Origin of the sequence: Microbulbifer hydrolyticus (assembly GCF_009931115.1) — a bacterium.
Classification (GTDB): Bacteria; Pseudomonadota; Gammaproteobacteria; order Pseudomonadales; family Cellvibrionaceae; genus Microbulbifer; species Microbulbifer hydrolyticus.
In genome coordinates this window covers 1,344,340-1,362,601 of record NZ_CP047491.1, presented here as the reverse complement: position 1 = coordinate 1,362,601, position 18,262 = coordinate 1,344,340, and the positions used below count along the sequence as shown (strand labels likewise).

Annotated in this window: 12 protein-coding genes; 3 read left to right on the top strand and 9 right to left on the bottom strand. The window is 58.5% G+C overall.

The annotated features are described in order from the left end of the window. Nucleotides 1–80: 80 nt before the first annotated feature. The 4 genes from GTQ55_RS05715 to GTQ55_RS05700 all read right to left on the bottom strand — a co-directional run bounded on the left by GTQ55_RS05715 (nucleotide 81) and on the right by GTQ55_RS05700 (nucleotide 6,377). Nucleotides 81–977, bottom strand: a complete 897-nt coding sequence (locus tag GTQ55_RS05715; RefSeq protein ID WP_161857872.1) for a MaoC family dehydratase — start codon at nucleotides 975–977, stop codon at nucleotides 81–83. A 183-nt stretch (nucleotides 978–1,160) separates the two neighbouring features. Further along, complete coding sequence (locus GTQ55_RS05710) at nucleotides 1,161–3,263, bottom strand: prolyl oligopeptidase family serine peptidase (RefSeq protein WP_237567842.1); 2,103 nt, start codon at nucleotides 3,261–3,263, stop codon at nucleotides 1,161–1,163. Between the two features lie 259 nt (nucleotides 3,264–3,522). Continuing rightward, nucleotides 3,523–4,893, bottom strand: coding sequence for an SLC13 family permease (locus GTQ55_RS05705; protein WP_221296393.1), 1,371 nt, complete (start codon nucleotides 4,891–4,893; stop codon nucleotides 3,523–3,525). Further along, on the bottom strand, nucleotides 4,890–6,377 hold the full coding sequence (locus GTQ55_RS05700; protein ID WP_161857870.1) for a metallophosphoesterase family protein: 1,488 nt from the start codon (nucleotides 6,375–6,377) through the stop codon (nucleotides 4,890–4,892). Before GTQ55_RS05700 ends, GTQ55_RS05705 begins: the two co-directional genes overlap by 4 nt. 257 nt (nucleotides 6,378–6,634) lie before the next feature. Between GTQ55_RS05700 and GTQ55_RS05695 the strand changes: the two genes are divergently transcribed. After that, nucleotides 6,635–7,522, top strand: a complete 888-nt coding sequence (locus tag GTQ55_RS05695; protein ID WP_161857869.1) for a M90 family metallopeptidase — start codon at nucleotides 6,635–6,637, stop codon at nucleotides 7,520–7,522. Here the strand turns inward: GTQ55_RS05695 and GTQ55_RS05690 are convergent. The 4 genes from GTQ55_RS05690 to GTQ55_RS05675 all read right to left on the bottom strand — a co-directional run bounded on the left by GTQ55_RS05690 (nucleotide 7,413) and on the right by GTQ55_RS05675 (nucleotide 14,439). Continuing rightward, on the bottom strand, nucleotides 7,413–8,078 hold the full coding sequence (locus tag GTQ55_RS05690; protein WP_161857868.1) for a nucleotidyltransferase family protein: 666 nt from the start codon (nucleotides 8,076–8,078) through the stop codon (nucleotides 7,413–7,415). The genes GTQ55_RS05695 and GTQ55_RS05690 overlap by 110 nt on opposite strands. Nucleotides 8,079–8,125: 47 nt before the next feature. Further along, nucleotides 8,126–12,097: a translocation/assembly module TamB domain-containing protein gene (locus GTQ55_RS05685; protein WP_161857867.1), complete on the bottom strand. Its 3,972-nt coding sequence runs from the start codon at nucleotides 12,095–12,097 to the stop codon at nucleotides 8,126–8,128. A 2-nt stretch (nucleotides 12,098–12,099) separates the two neighbouring features. Beyond that, entirely contained in the window at nucleotides 12,100–13,881 is a 1,782-nt protein-coding gene (locus GTQ55_RS05680; RefSeq protein ID WP_161857866.1) for an autotransporter assembly complex protein TamA, read from the bottom strand. A gap of 177 nt (nucleotides 13,882–14,058) precedes the next feature. Next, the gene (locus GTQ55_RS05675) at nucleotides 14,059–14,439 is read right to left on the bottom strand and encodes a hypothetical protein (protein WP_161857865.1); all 381 of its coding nucleotides are present in this window, start codon (nucleotides 14,437–14,439) and stop codon (nucleotides 14,059–14,061) included. 325 nt (nucleotides 14,440–14,764) lie between these two features. Between GTQ55_RS05675 and GTQ55_RS05670 the strand changes: the two genes are divergently transcribed. Then, nucleotides 14,765–14,938 carry a DUF3149 domain-containing protein gene (locus GTQ55_RS05670; protein ID WP_183946720.1) on the top strand — a complete coding sequence of 58 codons (174 nt, stop codon included), beginning with the start codon at nucleotides 14,765–14,767 and terminating at the stop codon, nucleotides 14,936–14,938. Between the two features lie 132 nt (nucleotides 14,939–15,070). Here the strand turns inward: GTQ55_RS05670 and GTQ55_RS05665 are convergent, their stop codons facing one another. Next, nucleotides 15,071–16,984 carry an acetoacetate--CoA ligase gene (locus tag GTQ55_RS05665; protein WP_237567910.1) on the bottom strand — a complete coding sequence of 638 codons (1,914 nt, stop codon included), beginning with the start codon at nucleotides 16,982–16,984 and terminating at the stop codon, nucleotides 15,071–15,073. Between the two features lie 365 nt (nucleotides 16,985–17,349). Between GTQ55_RS05665 and GTQ55_RS05660 the strand changes: the two genes are divergently transcribed. Then, complete coding sequence (locus GTQ55_RS05660) at nucleotides 17,350–18,240, top strand: LysR family transcriptional regulator (RefSeq protein ID WP_161857863.1); 891 nt, start codon at nucleotides 17,350–17,352, stop codon at nucleotides 18,238–18,240. The last annotated feature ends 22 nt before the right edge of the window (nucleotides 18,241–18,262 follow it).

The following is an 18,262-nucleotide window of genomic DNA, read 5'->3' as shown; positions in this document are numbered from 1 at the left end:
CCTCTCCTTAATACCTAGGCCAATATTCCGGGCCGCCATCGGACCGGACCAGAACGACCGAACCACATCCAGCGGGAAAATCAGATCTGCTCGATTCGACCGCACAAATGCGCCCGCTTTCCATGCGCGTCCACCAGGCTAAACCGCAGGCCCGACTCCACCCGCATATACTGCAATGTGACCGAAGATGGCAGCAACACCGGCTTTTTGAACTCGACGCTGAAATCGACGCTATCCCACAGCGAGGTATCGGCCACTGCGGCCTCCAGTGACGCCAGGCAATGCGCCTTCAGCCACATACCGTGCGCGATTGCGCGAGGGAAACCAAACAGCTTCGCCGTGGAGGCGAAAAGATGGATCGGGTTGCGGTCGCCGGAAACCCGTGCATAGCGTCGCCCTGTATCCGCGGGCAGATGCCACTTCAGCGAATGGCCCTCCGCCACTTCAACAGCCTCAAGGTTTCGCCGACGACGGTTGGCCACTTCGTCTGGTTTGCGCTGCTGTTTCGATCGGCTCAACAGCGTACTCATGCACTCCCATACCAGTTCGCCGGCCACATGTACCCGGGTCACCAGGTCAAACTCATAGCCCCGCTTTACCGCCACCGGCGCCATCAGCTCGCACTGTATATCCAGCAGCTCGTGCTCGGCCAGTCGCCGGAACTGACGGATGCGATTGCGCACATGTACCACCCCCAATACCGGAAATGGAAACGCCTCCGACACCAGCAGGTTCAACTGCAAGGGCATGGCGAGAACAAATGGATAGGTCGCCGGCACAGAGGCCCCGGACTCAAAACCGCAAACAGCCCGGTAGTCCCGGAGGTGTCCGGTATCCAGTCTCTGCTTTTGCAGGCTGACGGTGGCGAGCACCGCCTCACTGCCGCCGGTCAACTGTCCCGGCTTACGCGCGGTGAGGGCGCGAAAATAGAGCGGCAATACCGAAGGACGTGCGCTGAGTTGAATCTGTAATGGCATGGGCCTGCTTTCTGCGCCAAGCGCAGTCGTCATTCTGGGCATGATCTGGGTTGACTCCGCATCATAAGTCGAATCAGGGGTTGAGAGGTACCCCGCGCTCCATTCTGCCAAAGAGTGGTGCCGTAAAAATGACAAAACCCGGCGGTTGCCGGGTTTTGCGTGAATCATTCACTGTCTGAGGATTCAGCTGCCGGGCAGCTCAGTGACCCCCATATTAAACAGGGTAAACCCAAAGATATCCGCGTACTGTTCGATGGTTTTGGACACCGGCGTGCCCGCACCGTGGCCGGCATTGGTCTCGATACGAATCAGCGTCGGCGCCACACCCTGCTGCTTGTCCTGCAGCTCGGCGGCAAATTTGAACGAGTGTGCCGGCACCACGCGGTCGTCGTGATCCGCAGTTGTGACCAGTGTCGCTGGGTAGTTCACACCAGTTTTCACATTATGTACCGGCGAATAACCTTTCAGGTACTCAAACATTTCCTCGCTCTGCTCGGCAGTACCGTAGTCGTATGCCCAGCCGGCACCGGCGGTAAAGGTATGGTAACGCAGCATGTCCATCACGCCGACAGCGGGCAAGGCCACTTTAACCAGGTCCGGGCGCTGGGTCATTACCGCACCCACCAGCAGGCCGCCATTGGAACCGCCGCGAATCGCCAGGTAATCGCTGGAGGTGTATCCCTGCTCGATCAGATATTCACCGGCCGCGATAAAGTCATCGAACACGTTCTGCTTCTGCAGTTTGGTGCCCGCATTGTGCCAGCGCTTGCCGTACTCACCGCCACCGCGCAGATTTGGAACTGCGTATACCCCGCCCAGTTCCAGCCACACCGCATTGGCAATACTGAACGACGGTGTCAGGCTGACGTTGAAGCCGCCGTAACCATAGAGAATGGTGGGGTTCTTGCCATTCAGTTCCAGGCCTTTCTTGTAGGTAATCATCATCGGCACCTTGGTGCCATCTTTGGAGGTGAAGAATACCTGCTTGGACTCGTAGCCGGCAGGGTCAAACTTGGCACCGGATTCACGGTAGATATCGGATACCCCCTTTTCCACATCAAAGGCAAAAATGGTGGACGGGGTTTTGTAGTTGGTGAAGGAGTAATAGAGGGTTTTATCCTCGCGCTTACCACTGGGTGAAGAAACGCTACCCGGGCCCGGCAGTGCAATTTCGCGCACGCGCTTACCGTTGTAGTCGTACTGGTACACACGCGACAGCGCGTCCACCATGTATTCCGCGAAGAAGTAGCCACCACCGGTGGACGCGGTTAGTACGTTGTCGGTTTCCGGAATAAAGTCCTGCCAGTTTTCCGGTGCAGGCTTGGCGGCATCGACGGTAACGATCTTTTTATTCGGCGCATCCCGGTTGGTGACCAGGAACAGTTTGCTGCCCTGGTTCTCAATCACGTAGGTATCGGAATCGAAGTCGGTCAATACAGGCACCAGCGGCGCATCGGCCACACTCAGATCGCGGATAAACAGGTCATTGCCGGAAGTGGAGACGGATCCGGAAATAACCAGATAGCGGTCATCTTCGGTCACATAACCGGAGACGTAGCGGCGCTTCTGCTCATCGTTACCACCAAATACCAGCGCGTCTTCGGCCTGCGCCTGTCCCAGTTTGTGGTAGTACAACTTGTGCTGGTCGGTCTTGGCCGAAAGCTCACTGCCCTCGGGCTTGTCGTAGCTGGAGTAGTAGAAACCTTCATTGCCTTTCCAGGAGATGCCCGAGAACTTCACATCAACCAGCGGCTCCTCCAGCACTTCTTTGGTTTCGGCATCGATAATGTAAATTTTGCGCCAGTCACTGCCACCCTCAGAAACAGAGTACGCGGCAATGGAACCGTCTTTGGAGAATTTCAGGGTCGACAGGGAAGTGGTACCGTCCACACTGAAGGTGTTGGGGTCGAGGAAAACTTCCGCTTCACCATCCCCTTTCTTGCGCCACACCACATACTGATTCTGCAGGCCGTCATTGCGGTAGAAATAGGTGTAGCCACCCTCTTTGAACGGAGAACCCACTTTTTCGTAGTTCCACAGGGTTTCCAGGCGCTCTTTCAGACTGTCGCGGTAAGGAATCTGCTCCAGGTAGCTGAAGGTAACCTGGTTCTGCGCCTTGACCCAGGCCTCGGTTTCTTCGCTGCGGTCGTCTTCCAGCCAGCGGTAAGGGTCAGCCACCTGAGTGCCGAAGTAGCTGTCGACAACGTCGTCTTTTCGGGTCTGAGGGTAAATCAGCGCAGACGACTCGGTAACCGCGCTATGAGTTTCTGCCTCGGCGGTACTCATCGTTTGGGGTGCCTCCGGAGATTCGCCCGAGCAAGCGGCCAGTACGCCAGCCACAGCCAGTATGGATAGTTTTCTCATTATTAAGTGTGCCTTCCAGGTTGATCCGAAACCGCCTAGGAAACCCAATTCATCGGGCCAGATCAACCATTTAGCGTCCACTTAAATTGTGCCGAACAATGACCGGTCGGCGCCAAGATATACAGAAAAAAAACGCGCAAAAAATCCGCTGCACAGTATAAAAAACTTGCGTACTGTCGCGCTAAACCAGCATCACCCAGCAGACACCTGCAATGATCAGAGATGCCAGCACACTCAACACCGCCCCCTCACGGACCATCTCCTGAATCCGTACCTTCCCGGTACCATACGCAATGGCATTCGGCGCCGTGGCAACGGGCAGCATAAAGGCACAACTGGCACACATCGCCGCCGGGATCATCAACACCATGGGGTCAAAGCCGGCACTGGTCGCGACGACCGCGAGAATCGGCATCAACAGCGTGGCGGTGGCGGTATTGCTGGTGATTTCCGTGAGGAATGTGACCGACAGACACAGCAGTATGAGCATCAGCCACAGCGGCATCGCAGTAAGGAAATTGAGCCCCTGCCCCATCATTTCGCTGAGCCCCGACGCGGTGAATCCCTTGGCAATGGCGATACCGCCGGCAAACAGCAACAGCATCCCCCAGGGAATACTCTCGGCGGTTGCCCAGTCCAGCAGACGACCACCCTTGCCATTGGGAACCAGAAACATCAGCACCACGGCACCCAGTGCGACGGTGCTGTCGCCAGCATCGGAGACACCCAGCAGGTCACTCCAGCCGCCGAACGGTTCATTGCGGGTTACCCAGAACAGGATGGCCACCCCGAATACCAGCAGCGTGCGCACCTCCTCCGCCCGCCAAGCGCCTACCACGGGCGGTTCGAGCGCTTTCTCCAGCTTAATACCCCGCGTCAGCCACAGTGCCATAATGGGCAGCGTGACCAGTACCACCGGCAACCCGATCTTCATCCAGCTCAGAAAGCTGAATTCTCGTCCGGTAACCTCTTCATAGATCCCCATGAAAATGACATTCGGCGGCGTACCCAGCGGGCTCCCCACTCCACCAAGGCTGGCGGCGTAGGCAATTCCCAGAATCAATGCAATGGTCAGGCGGTGGTTATCCGCCCGCGCGAGAATTGCCAGGGCAATAGGCAGCATCATCAGCGTGGTAGCGGTATTGGATATCCACATGCTCAACAGGCCGGCCGCCAGCATGAACCCAAGCACCAACCGCCGGCCGCTGGAGATACCCACCAGCTTGAGCATATAGAGCGCCAGGCGCTCATGCGCGCCGCTTTTTTCAAGGGCTTTCGACAACATGAAAGCGCCCATCAACAGCAGGATGACATGACTTCCGAGAGAGGACGCCACCAGCTTGTGGTCCGCCACCCCAAACAATGGCAGCAACACAAACGGTACGATGGATGTCGCGGGAATGGGTAGCGCTTCGGTGATCCACCAGATCACAGTGAGCAGGGTTATCGCCGCGGTTACCGCCGGCAAATAGGACATCCCCACCGCTTTCAGCAGAAAATAAAATACGGCCGCCAAAATCGGGCCGAGCAGTATAAATACTTGTCTGGTCATGATGATTTTTCGTTATTGTGTGCCCGCAAAAGCAATTCTCGGCTATCCCAGTCGACGACCGGCTCGCCCCGCTCATTTCGCGCACTAATGTTCCAGCACACGACCTCCACACGAACGCCGGCATCGGCCCGGGTAAAGCTCAGGGTGACAAAGTTGTTATTGCTGATCTCTGCCCGTTTGTGTGCACGCGTCGTGCCAGCCTTGAGGTATTCCACCTCCGCACGGATACCGTCTGCCGGCCTGTCCGGGAAAACATTCGGCCGCTGATCCGCTACCGCCGCGGCACTGGGCAGGCAGGACAGCGGTGAAGAGACAACCTCCACGACCTGCTTGCCATTCAGTTCGAAGCGGGCAAGACGGCTGAAGTGCACATCACCGGCCATAATCAGCACATCCTGGGGACAGGCATTCAGCGCACGCACCAGGGCCTCGTACTGCCCGGTGTCCGCCAGCGAATGATCGCCGAACCCCAGTTTTACCATCAGCGCGCGGCCGATTCCCGCACCCCGGAATTGCCAGGGCGTCAATATCGGGGCCGGCAGCACCAGCACTCCCGGGCCCGTCAACCCCGTCAGCCAGTCCTCCAGCCGCCGCAAGGTAGCGGGGTCGGTAAACTGGCCATCTGTTCCCCGGCCACGCTGTAGCCTCGTATCGAGCACAAAGAAGCTCAGGTCTTCCCCAACTTCGAACGCGCAAGCGGCATTTCCGTGCGGTAGCTGATAGGCATTGAACAGTGTCCGGGCACACTCCGCCCAGATACGGCGGACTTTTCCGGACCAGAGCGCTGGCAGAAAGCCGGGAGGATTGGGGTAATCATTCCAGAACTCATGGTCGCCGGCGAGAAAATAGTGGTTTCCGTAGCTCAATAATTCGCGCAGGCCACCGCCCCAGTTCGCTTGATACTCGCGGGTAAAAATTCTGTTCAGGCGCTGACGGATACTGGCCGCCGGACGGAGGGCCAGCGGGGAAAAGTTGGCGGTGCTGAAACCCGGGGTAAAGACAAATCCCCGATTGGAAAACGCTGTATCCAGATAAACCTGGTCGCCACCGAGAAAGGAAACATCCGGGCGGTAGTCCTCAGGCAGGCCAGAAAATGCTTCCGCGAGTGCGCCATTATCCCCGTGGCGATAAAAACAGGTTCCGTACCAGAGGTTGAAGCGATTCCGTAATCCGTCGGGCTTGCCACGGCACTCCGCCCGCGCCCGCACAACAGCTTCGCCCCGGTCCCACTGCCAGAGCGTCAAACGGTAGCGGCAACCGGGTACCGTGGGTATGGATAAAAAGGCAAAGTTAAGCCCTTCAGCCTGGCGATCCAGGCGCAGGGGAATATCCCGGCAGCTGGACTCATAGGCGGGCGCCATGGCGCCATCAGCAGCCGGAACCGGCTCACAGCGCAACCATAAGCGATCCAGTACCTGAACGTTATGCGAGCCTACCCAGACCTGTGTACTGGCGTCGGTGCCATAGCCGTGGGGAACCAGCATAAAGTCGCCCGCAGCTAGTGGTTCCGTACGAGTTGGTTGACTGGCCCGTGCAACTGGCGAACCCACATACGCTGTATCCATACCCTGACAATCCTGCCTTTTTACTTATTACTTCTTATCGTGGTTGCTTTCCTGGCGCGTGCTTGCGCGCGGCGGACATGGTCGCAGAATATCACCAGAGGTCAATATTCATGCTTGTGAGATGTACATGCGCAGAAGATATACTGGCGCAGAATCAGCGCGCAGGGAGCCTGGGTTTGACGACATTTTTAGCGGTCATTGTGTTTGCGGTTTTGATCTGGGTGGTGCCTATGGCGTGGCAGCGTTTGCGCCGCGGCTATCTTCGCTCGCGACCGCTAAGCGCCAGACAGGAAGCGATTTTGCGCAGCCGGCTGGCACTCTATCCTGAGCTGCCCATCGCCAGGCAACAGGAACTGCAGCAGAACGTCAGCCTGTTTTTACGCGACAAGGAGTTTGTAGGGTGCGATGGGCTTGAGGTGACCGAGGATATGCGCGTGGTGATCGCCGCCCACGCCTGCCTGCTGCTACTGGAGCGAGACAACAACTGCTATCCGGCGCTACGTACCATTCTGGTCTACCCGGATGCCTACGTGGCGGAAGAGACCCGCCACCAGGGCCACGTGCGGTCCACACACCTGAGTGCGCGCGCCGGCGAAGCCCATTACCGCGGGCCGGTGGTACTGTCATGGGATGATCTTCAACAAGGGCTGGCGCATCCGGAACAGGGACACAATGTGGCGATTCACGAGTTCGCGCACAAGCTGGATGAGGAGGATGGCCACGTGGATGGGCGCCCGCCCTTTGAACGCAGCGCCGATAGCAAGACCTGGGCGCCGGTGATGCAAGAGGCATTTGCCCAATTGCGCCAGCGCCTCCATGAGCTACATACAATGGCACAGTCAGTCGAGCGGGAAGCGCTTGTAGCACCTTCGACCCAGTCTGGTTCCGTGCTGGATACCTACGGGGCCCAGTCCCCGGCGGAGTTTTTTGCAGTAGCCACAGAGGCCTATTTTATTATTCCGTTGGCGATGGAAGCAGCTCACCCTCGACTTTATCGGGAGATGCAAAAATTTTACCGAACAGATCCTGCCGCACTGCTGCGTGGAAATCGTCCGGGCGATTGATGTCACAGTTGATTGCGGGGTCGTTTACTTCAACATCCACTACGGCATCGTCAAAAATTCGCAACACCTTTTCCATGCTGGTGTTGCGCAGGCGGGACAGGGCGGAGAGGTATTTGCGGCCGATCGCGATCGGGTAGCCACGGGTACCGGCACAAACCGGAACGTGAATGCGATCTTCGCGGGCGGCCCGGAGGATAGCAACCAGAGTTTCCGGCTCGACGAAAGGCATGTCGCCCATGCATACCAGAACAGTCTTGGGGTTGGCGCCGGCGCGCTGCAGGCTCTCAACGGCAAAGGCGAGACTTGCCCCCATACTGACTGGCCACACCGGTGCGTGTAACACCTGAACCGGCATTTTTTTGAGACCATTGGCCATAACCGGGTCGCGAGCACGCAGGATCACCTGCACCGCGGAGTCTCTCACCTCAGCAGAGGCTTCCAGTACGGTCTGCAGGGTACGCAACAGCATCGGTTCGCCCTGAATGCTGGCGAGACGTTTGTCACTGCCAAAACGATGGGAGTATCCGGCGGCCAGTACAACGAGTGAATATTCCATTTCGTTTTCTCCCATCGTTTTTAATTAGATTCAATTTTTATAGTTGCTCAGTAATCCTTCTTCCACTGCAGTTCCACACTTCCGGCACCGCTTTCGTTGTTATCGGACGATTTGATATCAAGGCGCAGATTTTTACGCAGCTCAATCTGCATCTCTGCCTGCCATGGGTTTAGTGGGTCCGTACTGCGCTGAAGCTCGAGATAGATACGGCTGGTGATGTATTTACCGAGGCTGAGTGAGTACTGGTCCCCCTCATCCGTGGCCTCGGATTCGAAATCCAGCGTATCCAGCCCCACCAGATCACGGGTACTGGCCAGGGGGTCGAAACCGGCGTTACCGGTCTGCAAGGAGCGAACCACACCCACCAGGCGCACAGCCTGTAACGGAGAAATATCCGTGAGAGACTTGCCAAACAGCAGCTGGGCGAAGATTTCATCCTGGGCCGCTGCGGGATTGGAGCTGAATTCGATCTTCGGGTCATCGGTGGTGCCGGAAATCTCCGCGGTGATCTCGCCCTCGGGATAGGTATGTACTCCTTTCACGTAGAGGGCGGCGACATTGTTTTCGAACTGAACCTGCCCTTCCTGGAGTTCGAACTTTTTGCCCAGGAGGTCGAACTTGCCGCGCACAATGTTCAAAGTGCCAGACGCCTGTGGATCCGCGGCGGTACCGGCGATATCAATATTGCCCTTGAGCTCGGAATCCAGGCCAAGCCCGCGAACAAAGGATTGCTGGTCCAGCACCACCTTCAGTTGCAGCGCGATGTTTTCCATCAACGAGGGTCCCTGGTCGCTTTCCCCGCCATACACCTCCACTTCAACCACATCTATCTCAGGTACGCTGCTACCGATAAAATGCTCCACCTGCACCGCCAGTGGGCGCAGGTTGAGGGTGCCCGCCAACAGCGCGTCTTCGGTAGTGCCGGTCAACCGCAGCTCACCACTAAAGGCACCCTTGGCGCCGGGCATATTGAGCAGGTGGGCATTGCGTGCCGTAACAGAAAAATTCAGGGCGGGCGGTTCCGGCGCACTGAATCGGACCGCACCCTGGAGGTCCACGCGCCCGCGATCGGCGTCGCGTGCGCTCGCCTCCACTATCCGCCAGGCCTCCGGGGTGAGTTCCGCTACAAACACGATTTTACGCAGGCGCGTATTACTCGGGCGGTGCTCGTAGTAACCGTCACGCAGGTTGATCTTGCCACGGGCATTGGGTGCGGCGCTGGTGCCATCGGCGGTGAGATTGAAATCCAGCTGCCCACGCATGGTGTGGATTTCCGGGTCGAAGAAAGCACCCAGGGCTGCCAGGTCCGCCTGGCCACTGGCACGCAAATCAACTGGCAGTGGTGGCGATTCCCCCTCCGGCTTTTCGCGGAATAGCTGATCAAGAATCGGCGCAATGGCCAGCGTGGCGCTGGCGTTGGCTGCCTTGCGGTTACCGTGGCTCGCATCGAGGTTCATGTTCAGGTTGCCCGACTGCGTCTGCCATTCCAGTAACAGGGTGAGCGGCGACTCCACCAGTGCATCATCCCGCAGCGCCGGTGCGCGACCACTGATTTTGAGTTCACCCGCAAGATCCGGTTTTTTTGGTGTCCCCCTGGCAGTCGCCCACAGGGACAGCTCACCACTATCGGCAATATCCGCGCGTATCCACTCCTCAAAGTCCATCAGTACTGCCTGAGCACGTACTTCCAGGTCCATCGCCTGCTGGCTGAGGCTGCCATCGGCGGTCAGCTGGTTGCGCCCGGCCCACAGCAACCTCACCTCTGAAAGCATTATTTGCGCCTTGCCGTAACTGACATCTCCCTGAATATGCCAGGGCTCGCCGCGAAACTCGCCGAGCCCGAGGATATTGGCGGTGGCCTCGGGTGAGGAAAACGGACCTGAAAATTGACCGTCAATACTCAACTCGCCGCGCAGGGACAGAGGCAGTTGCACGCCGGCAAGCTCGGCCAATCCAAGCGGGATGTTGCGCCCGGCGACACTGCCATTCGCGCGCTGTGCTTTCGGCTCCACGACGCCATTGAGCTCGAGCCAGGCATTGCCGCGCTGGCGCGCCAGCTCAGAGTCGGCAGCGAGCGCGGCGGTGCCGTTGACATGCTCGCGGGATTGCAGCAGGGGGTAGTCCTGTCCCGGATCCGTTACCTGATCCGGCATCAGGGAATGGGCGCCATTTTCACTGGAAGGCGCGGCAGCGCCTGAATAGAGATCCAGGCGCAGTCGATCGAACGTCAGTTTCTCGGCATTGCCCGCGGCACCGCCGCGCAGGCGGTAGCGATATTCGCGGTACTGGCCGTCCGAAGAAAGGCGCGCCGACATTTTCGGGTTACTAAAGGGCCCGGCAATGGATACCACGGCATCCAGGTCCACCTCGGTGCCCGGGTCCACCGGCAGCCCGAACCGCTCCGCTGGCTGTAAACCGCGCGCGGCCACATCCAGCTGGAACTGCAACGCCTTGTCCTCGAGGTTGACTTCGCCGCTGCCCCCGGCCCGGATGCCGTCGCCCTCCAGCAGCAGGTCGCTGATGGCGATTTTTTTCAGGTCACCGGTCGCTAGCCCCTGTAAAGACGCGTCCAACTCCTTGTATTGCACTGCACTGTCAAGCTCCACAGTAAGCTGCGGGTTGGTCCAGGGACCGTTCGCCGTTAGCTTCAAGCGTTTGATGGTGCCGTCCAGCTCGGGGGGAATTTCAACGTCGCGTGTTTCTTTCAATGCGGCCAGGATTCGACGGATCTCCGCCACCGGCAGTTGCTCAATGACCCCCTCTAGATCAATGGACTCGCCACCGATATCCACGCTGCCACTGGCGTCGAGTTCCGCTTCGACAAACGCCAGATGCGCGGTGCGAATGTAAATAACATCTTCAACCGTCTCCACCTCACTGGTGAGATGCACCGGCTGCTGCTGGTAGCTGGACCGTAATTCCAGCGTGCCGTCCGCATTCGGTAGCCTGAGCGGCCCCTTGACCGCCAGATCCGCGGAGACCCAACCTCCCTGCAGGAAATCCTGCCAAGGCTGGGATATCGCCACCGGCAGACGATTAAGCTGCACGTTCAAATCCACGGCCTCACTATCAATCGTGCCGCGGATGCTGTGACGGGTTTCGTCAACCGTGAGAGAGAGTTCGTCGGTGGTGACACCCCATGGCGACAGTGCCACGTCTGCGCCCCCGGAAAGGCCAAAACGGTGATCGACCAATGGCAGGGAGAATCGCTCCACATCCACCTTCAACTGGTTTTCCCCGGTGAGCTCCAACAGGAATCGGCCATCAGCGTCCAGCGCCTCACCCTCGGGTAACTGAAGCAGGCGGCCGAGAAAACCGTCGGGCCGCTCACCCGCCGTCAGCGACAGCACGTAAACGGTTTCACTCTGCATTTTGCCATCCAGCTGCAGGTGCAGTCCCTTCCCTTGTATCTCTGCCACGTCCAGTGTCAGTGCCGATTCACGATCGGGCCAGCGATAACTGCCACTCCCTTTGATCGCTACTACCGGAAAATCCTTCAGCGCCGTATCGATTACCGTCAGCCGCTCCACCGCCAGGCGCTCCAGCCAGATTGCAGGCATATAGGGGTCATCCACCTTCTCGGCGGCATCCTCGACCTCCTCCTCGCTGACATGGGCCTGTAAGTACTCACCCAGCAATGTGTTGTCGAACAGGAAAGAGCGGGCGCTTAACTCCCGGATATGAATCTGGTTTCGCCACAGTTTCTGCATATCGAGATGCAGGCCCAGCTGGTGTGCATCGACCATCGGCCGCTCTTTATAGCGCACCCGCAATGACTCGAAATACCAGTGCCCCAGCTCCTCGCTGCGCACCCCGTCGGCGTTGATTTCCAGATCCGGCAGGTAATAGCGGGCAATCGCCAGACCGCCGCGGGTCAGCGCCTCGCGCCCTGAGTCTGAGCCGACAAGAAAAATTGCCATCAACAATGGCATCACCAGCGTCGTGACAAACAGGGTCAGCCGCGGCGCCCGTGGCCAGCGTATGTGATGAGATTTCTTGCGTGTGGAAACGTCAGCCATGATCAGAACGCCTGTCCGAGACTGACATAAACCTGATAGCGGCTATCGTCCAGACCTTCCCGCCGATCCAGCGGGAAAGCGATGTCAAACCGCAGGGGTGCAAACGACGTCATATAGCGCACACCGAAGCCTGCGCCCCAGTAAAGATCATCAAAACTGGGCTGTGGGTCCGCATAGGCGTTACCGCCATCAACAAAAAAAACGCCGCCCCAGCTTTTGGTAAAACGAAAGCGCCCTTCCAGCGATATTTCGCTCAACCCTCGCCCGCCGATCGGGTCAGAGAGTTTCGGGAGTTCACCCGGCTCCGTTGGCGGGATCAGACGCCGCGGCCCGAGCGCCTGGTAGGCATAACCGCGAACGGATCCGCCACCACCAGCATAAAAGCGCTCATCCGCGGGAATTTCCAGGTTGTCGGCCCCGCTAATGACACCGGCCTTGATACGCAGTGCTACCGTCGGATCAAACCGGGTTTCTTCAAACGTGTGGTAACCGGTCATCACCAGGGTGTTTTTGGTAAATTGCGTCCCGCTACTCCTGAGATCGAAGTAGGGTTTCACTTCCAGTGCGATCGTCGCGCCCCGGTGGGCGTCGAGCAGGTTATCAGTGGTGTCGATTTTGACACCGAGCGGGAAAGACAGGAGATTGTAATTTTCACTCTCTTCACCCTCTTCCTGCACCCGGCTGAACTTGAGCGCACTACCGACACTGAAGGTGCGATGTTTGGTTTGGCGGCGAGAGATCGTACCGCCAATGGTGATCGATTCTGCCTGGTAAGAATCCCGGTCTTCGTTCTCAGCCTCTGCCTTTGCGGCGAAGTCCTGGTCATCGCGAAAAAATCGCGGTACCAGTAACTCGGTCTTAAGCGATTGAGTGACCTCATAAGCCCGGGTTTCTACTTCAATTTTTTCACCGCGACCGAGAATATTACGATGTTCCCAGCCGGCCGATGCGCCACCACCATCATCAGACGAATACCCTACCCCCAGACGGATGGTTCGGTGCTTGCGTTCGATAACCAGGAAGGTGATATCCACAATGCCCGCATTCGGTTCGGATACCTCGGCATTTACCCCAGCAATCAGGTTGGTGCGCAGCAGACGAAGCTTGGCAGCATCCATTTTACCGCGGGAGAAACAGTCACCCTCCTCCAGCTTCAGACGCTTGCGCAGGAAGTCCTCGTCGACGGTGGTCAAACCCTCCACATAGATCTGCCCGACATTCACCTCCGGGCTCTTGGCCACGCGGTACTCGAGCCTGGCGGCGTGCTCGCTGTGCACGACCGTGGCCTGGTAGCTTACGTCCACATTCAGCAGGCAGGCGTTCTCTGCCAGATAAGTTTCGATACGCTTGACGCCTTCGGTAACCTTCTCCGCCTCCAGCGGATCGCCTTCACTCAGGCCGACGCCGGGAAAACCGGCTTTGAGTCGTGCCGGCATGCGGAGGTCGAGGCTGCTGATACGGTAGATCCGCCCGGGCACCACCCGGTAAAGAATTTCACCGTCACTAACCGACTGACGCACGCGGCCATCGTAATAGCCGCGCGAGCGCAGGAGCTTTTCCAGTGTGCCGCGCTCAAAACGGGCCACATCTAAAGGATCTTCGTAGGATTTGAGTACGCTGCTGGATTTGCGCTGCTCTTTCAGCTGGTCTTTCAACCAATCCTGCAGTTCACGGTTCTCGGATACCCGCACCTTGAACTTCGGCAGGTTGTCGAAAAATGGCAGGGCGTGCCCCTGCTGCGGCGCCACCAGAAATAGAGCGCCAAGCAACACACAGGTCGCCATTAGAAAAACTGAAGCTCGGGGAGCGAAACAAGAAACGCGCAAGACAAGGTTCCGTTTGCCAACTACCACCACTGCGACGCCAAACACGAGTAAAAGTTGCGGTGGACGGCGCAACTTTACCGGCCTTTACATCAGTGAATCACCGGCCCCGGTGGAGCCGGCCGGACTCAGCCCGAATCAGCGTGCCGGTGCGGAGCCGGTGCGCTCCATCAGCGGGTTGCAGTTGCGAATGACGACCCGGCCTTCCAGCAGGTTCCCTTTCGAATACTCAGCAAAGATGCACTCGTTGGTTTTCGGATCGTAGTTTTCCACCCAGAGGTTATCGTCCTTCCAGGTAGCACCGAGGTGCCTCTGACCTTCCGGCACACTGATACGCATCACACCGCCAAAGCGTTTGACGAAAACCTGTTCAAAGTGGAAGTAGTAGGCGAGCCAACCGGCCAGAAAGATGATCGCACCGACAATCGCCCCCTTGCCCAGGCTACCAAACCGGCTGCCGGCAAACAGAGCGAGAACGACCAAAGCAATAACGGCGGCCCAGTACAGGTAGGTAATCATACTTATCTTCCGTGAAATTATTGGTTTATGGGCACTGGAATCAATTATCAACAGCTTAGCGCAAGACTAGCGCAGAATCCTCGATATGGGATAGCACGCCAGCACATTCCAGCCTGGAGAGCCAACGGATCGTCGCGAACCATTCGCGCATGTCGGGCACCAACGTCATCCGCAGCATACCGCCCCCGGGAAAGCAACATCGAGTTGATCTGGATCAAGGGAGACAGCGGGCGCCACTTTACACTGGACCGAGTTAAAGACAAGTGGCCTGGAAGACCAGCCGCTGTGCCAATCAGGCAAGAGCCCATGAACCCCGGAGGCAACCATGGACGCAATGATCGACCTTTTCACCAGTTTTTCCGGCTTATTGAGCCTGGGCATAATCGCATTTGTATGCGTGATGGGCGGATATTTCACCCGCATGGCCCTGAGGAAGATGAGAGAAGAGCAGGAAAAGATGTGTCAGGCCAACGCTAAACGCCCATTGAAAGCGGCATAAACCGTCGGCTCGAGTTCGGAGCCCCATCGCGCCGCCATGCCGAACAAACGCGTCACAAGCAACAAAAAGCCGGGTCAGCGCTACTGAACCCGGCTTGCTGCGTTTATCTGTATAACCTCGGCGCCGAGGCGATCACTCGCCAGCGAGCTCCGGGAGGTTTTCGAACAGCTTGAGCGCCTCCGGGTTGGCCAGCGCTTCCTGGTTCTTTACCGGCTTCCCGTGCACCACATTGCGCACCGCCAGCTCGACGATTTTGCCACTGATAGTACGCGGGATATCCGTCACCTGGATCACTTTCGCGGGTACATGCCTCGGCGTGGTATTGGCTCGGATGGTGGTTCGTATTTTCTGGATAAGGTCGTCATCCAGACTCAGGCCTTCGCGCAGCACTACAAACAGCACCACACGCACATCGTCCCGCCACTCCTGGCCGATGCAGATGCTGTCCAGCACCTCTTCCACCTTTTCCACCTGTCGGTAGATTTCCGCGGTGCCAATACGCACACCACCGGGATTCAGAACCGCATCGGAACGACCGTAAATGATTACGCCACCGTGCTCGGTAATTTCCGCGTAGTCGCCGTGTGCCCAGACGCCGGGCCAGTTTTCAAAATAGGCGCCGTGGTACTTGCTGCCATCCGGGTCGTTCCAGAACCCGATGGGCATGCACGGGAAGGAGCTGGCGCACACCAGCTCGCCCTTGTCTTCCAGCACTGATTTCCCATCGTCATTCCATACCTCGACCGCCATGCCGAGCCCCCGGCACTGAAGTTCACCGGGGTACACCGGCAGCGCCGGATTACCCAGGGCAAAGCAGGAGACGATGTCGGTACCACCGGAGATGGACGACAGGCACACATCTGATTTGATATCCCGATACACGTAGCGGAAGCCCTCATGCGCCAGCGGGGAGCCGGTAGAGAGCACTGCACGCAAGCGCTCGAGCTTGTGGGTTTCTCGCGGTTTGCAGCCCGCCTTCTCCAGTGCGGCGATATATTTGGCGCTGGTACCGAACACACTGATGTTTTCTTCATCGGCCATATCCCACAGGCACTGGGCCGCGGGATAGAACGGGGAGCCATCGTACAATACCAGAGTGGCGCCACAGGCCAGTCCGCTTACCAGCCAGTTCCACATCATCCAGCCGCAGGTAGTGAAGTAAAACAGTGTGTCGTCGCGGGAGATGTCCGTGTGCAGGCGGTGCTCTTTAATATGCTGCAGCAAGGTGCCACCAACCCCGTGCACAATGCACTTGGGCACGCCGGTGGTACCGGAGGAATACATGATGTACAGCGGGTGGTTGAACTCCGTCTGCTCGAAGGTCAACGCACGCGCCGGCGCTGCTTCAGTAAAGGCACCCAGCGTGATAGCCCGATCAAGGCCGTCTATGGCCTCGGCAGTCTGCACGGCATCGCGCGCAACCGGGACCACCACCAGCTGCTGGATGGACTCGATCTGCTCCACGATCTGCGCCAGGCGCGGCAGGGAGTCGATGGTTTTGCCGTTGTAGTAGTAGCCTTCACAGGCGAACAGGACCTTCGGCTCGACCTGGCCAAACCGGTCCAGTACGCCATTAATACCGAAATCCGGCGAGCAGGAGGTCCAGATGGCGCCGAGGCTGGTGGTCGCCAGCATCGCCACTACGGTGTCCATGATATTCGGCATGAATCCCGCGACGCGGTCGCCCTTACCGACACCGGCACCAACCAGTGCCGATGCGAGGCGCTCCACCTCCTCGAACAGCTGCGCGTAGGTGAGCTGGCGGCGGCCGCCGTTTTCCAGACGCTCGATCAGCGCAACGCGGTCATCGCGGAAACGCAGCAGGTTTTCTGCAAAATTCAGTCGTGCATCGGGAAACCACTCTGCGCCCGGCATGGCGTCTTTCCCCAGCACCCGCTCGCCGCGCGCGCTGGCGACAACTTCACCGAAATCCCACAGCTCGCCCCAGAAAGTCTCCCGGTTGTCCACTGACCACTGATACAGGGCACTGTAATCCGGCAGGGACTGCTGATGGCTCTCATTCACCCGGCGGCGAAACTGATCCATCTGGGTGGCGGCTACGGCTTCAGGGGTGGGCTGCCAAAGAGGCGCTACTGGATTGCTCATCGGGACAAAACTCTCTGATGTTTACTCAACGGAACCTGCAGGCGGATACACTCCGCAAGTATGGCGTTTGTTATTGGTTTAGGAAGCGCCGCTGGCGGGATTAGCCCCCACGCTTCGGTGCGCTCGGTGGCGCGATACAGGCTGACCATTATTCGCGCTCTCGCCATCAGAGCAATCATGCCTTGGTCTAACAGTTAAGACTATTTTAAACTTATTAACATCTATTAAGTTTTCTTTAACAGGTCCAGGCGAGGGGGGGAGATCGCACCCCAGCCGGGCACAGAGCCAGCCGAGGCGAACAAACAGTGAGCGCGACCATCAAACAGCTACGGGCCTTCGCTGCCGTGGCCCGTACCCGCAGCCTGGCCGAGGCGAGTGCACAGCTGCATGTCTCACAGCCGGCCATTTCCATTGCCATCCGCAGCCTTGAGGAGTCCCTGGGCGGCCATCTGTTCAGCCGCGACGGACGGCAACTGGTGCTGACGCCAGAGGGCGCCCAGTTTGTAGAGCGCGCCCAACAGCTGCTCCACAACTGGGACAGTACCCTGGACGCGGTGCAACAGCGCTTCCGGCTACAGCAGGGCCAGCTGTCGATTGCTGCCATTCCGGCATTTGCCCTGAATCAGTTACCCGCTCTGCTGGAAAGATTTCATCGGCGACACCCGGATATCAATATCGTGCTGGAGGACATTGTGATGGAGCGGGTGGTGAGCGCGGTGCAGGACGGGCGCGCCGAACTGGGGATCAGTTTCCGCCCGGACGATCTCGGCAACCTCGCGTTTACCCCCATCGCCGACGACCGCTTTATCGCCGTACTGCCACCGGGGCACCGGTACGGCAAGAAGGAACGTGTGCGCTGGCAGGATCTTGCGCAAGAACCATTCATTGCCATGAATCGGGGATCTGCGGTGCGGCGATGGACGGATGCCGCCTTCGCACAAGCCAATTCCGGGGAACACCCTCCCCGCCTCCTGTGCGAAGCCAACCAGCTCAGCACGATTGGCAGACTGGTGCAGTCCGGACTCGGTGTCAGCGCCGTCCCCAGCCTGTGTGAGAAGCAGATGCGCGACTACGGGCTGGAGTGTAAACGTCTGACCACACCGGAAGTGGTGCACCAGGTCGGCATCCTGACCCGCAGTAGCGGCGGCCTCTCCACCGCGGCGGCCGCATTTAAAGCGACCGCCACCGGAGATTAACCCGGAGGAACCAGATTACAAC

Coding starts and splice junctions, on each gene's coding strand:
- GTQ55_RS05665 (WP_237567910.1), bottom strand. CDS start 16,984: ATGGATCAGTTTCGCCGCCGGGTGAATGAGAGCCATCAGCAGTCCCTG.
- GTQ55_RS05715 (WP_161857872.1), bottom strand. CDS start 977: ATGCCATTACAGATTCAACTCAGCGCACGTCCTTCGGTATTGCCGCTC.
- GTQ55_RS05705 (WP_221296393.1), bottom strand. CDS start 4,893: ATGACCAGACAAGTATTTATACTGCTCGGCCCGATTTTGGCGGCCGTA.
- GTQ55_RS05670 (WP_183946720.1), top strand. CDS start 14,765: ATGGACGCAATGATCGACCTTTTCACCAGTTTTTCCGGCTTATTGAGC.
- GTQ55_RS05710 (WP_237567842.1), bottom strand. CDS start 3,263: ATGAGTACCGCCGAGGCAGAAACTCATAGCGCGGTTACCGAGTCGTCT.
- GTQ55_RS05700 (WP_161857870.1), bottom strand. CDS start 6,377: ATGCTGGTTCCCCACGGCTATGGCACCGACGCCAGTACACAGGTCTGG.
- GTQ55_RS05680 (WP_161857866.1), bottom strand. CDS start 13,881: ATGGCGACCTGTGTGTTGCTTGGCGCTCTATTTCTGGTGGCGCCGCAG.
- GTQ55_RS05675 (WP_161857865.1), bottom strand. CDS start 14,439: ATGATTACCTACCTGTACTGGGCCGCCGTTATTGCTTTGGTCGTTCTC.
- GTQ55_RS05690 (WP_161857868.1), bottom strand. CDS start 8,078: ATGGAATATTCACTCGTTGTACTGGCCGCCGGATACTCCCATCGTTTT.
- GTQ55_RS05685 (WP_161857867.1), bottom strand. CDS start 12,097: ATGGCTGACGTTTCCACACGCAAGAAATCTCATCACATACGCTGGCCA.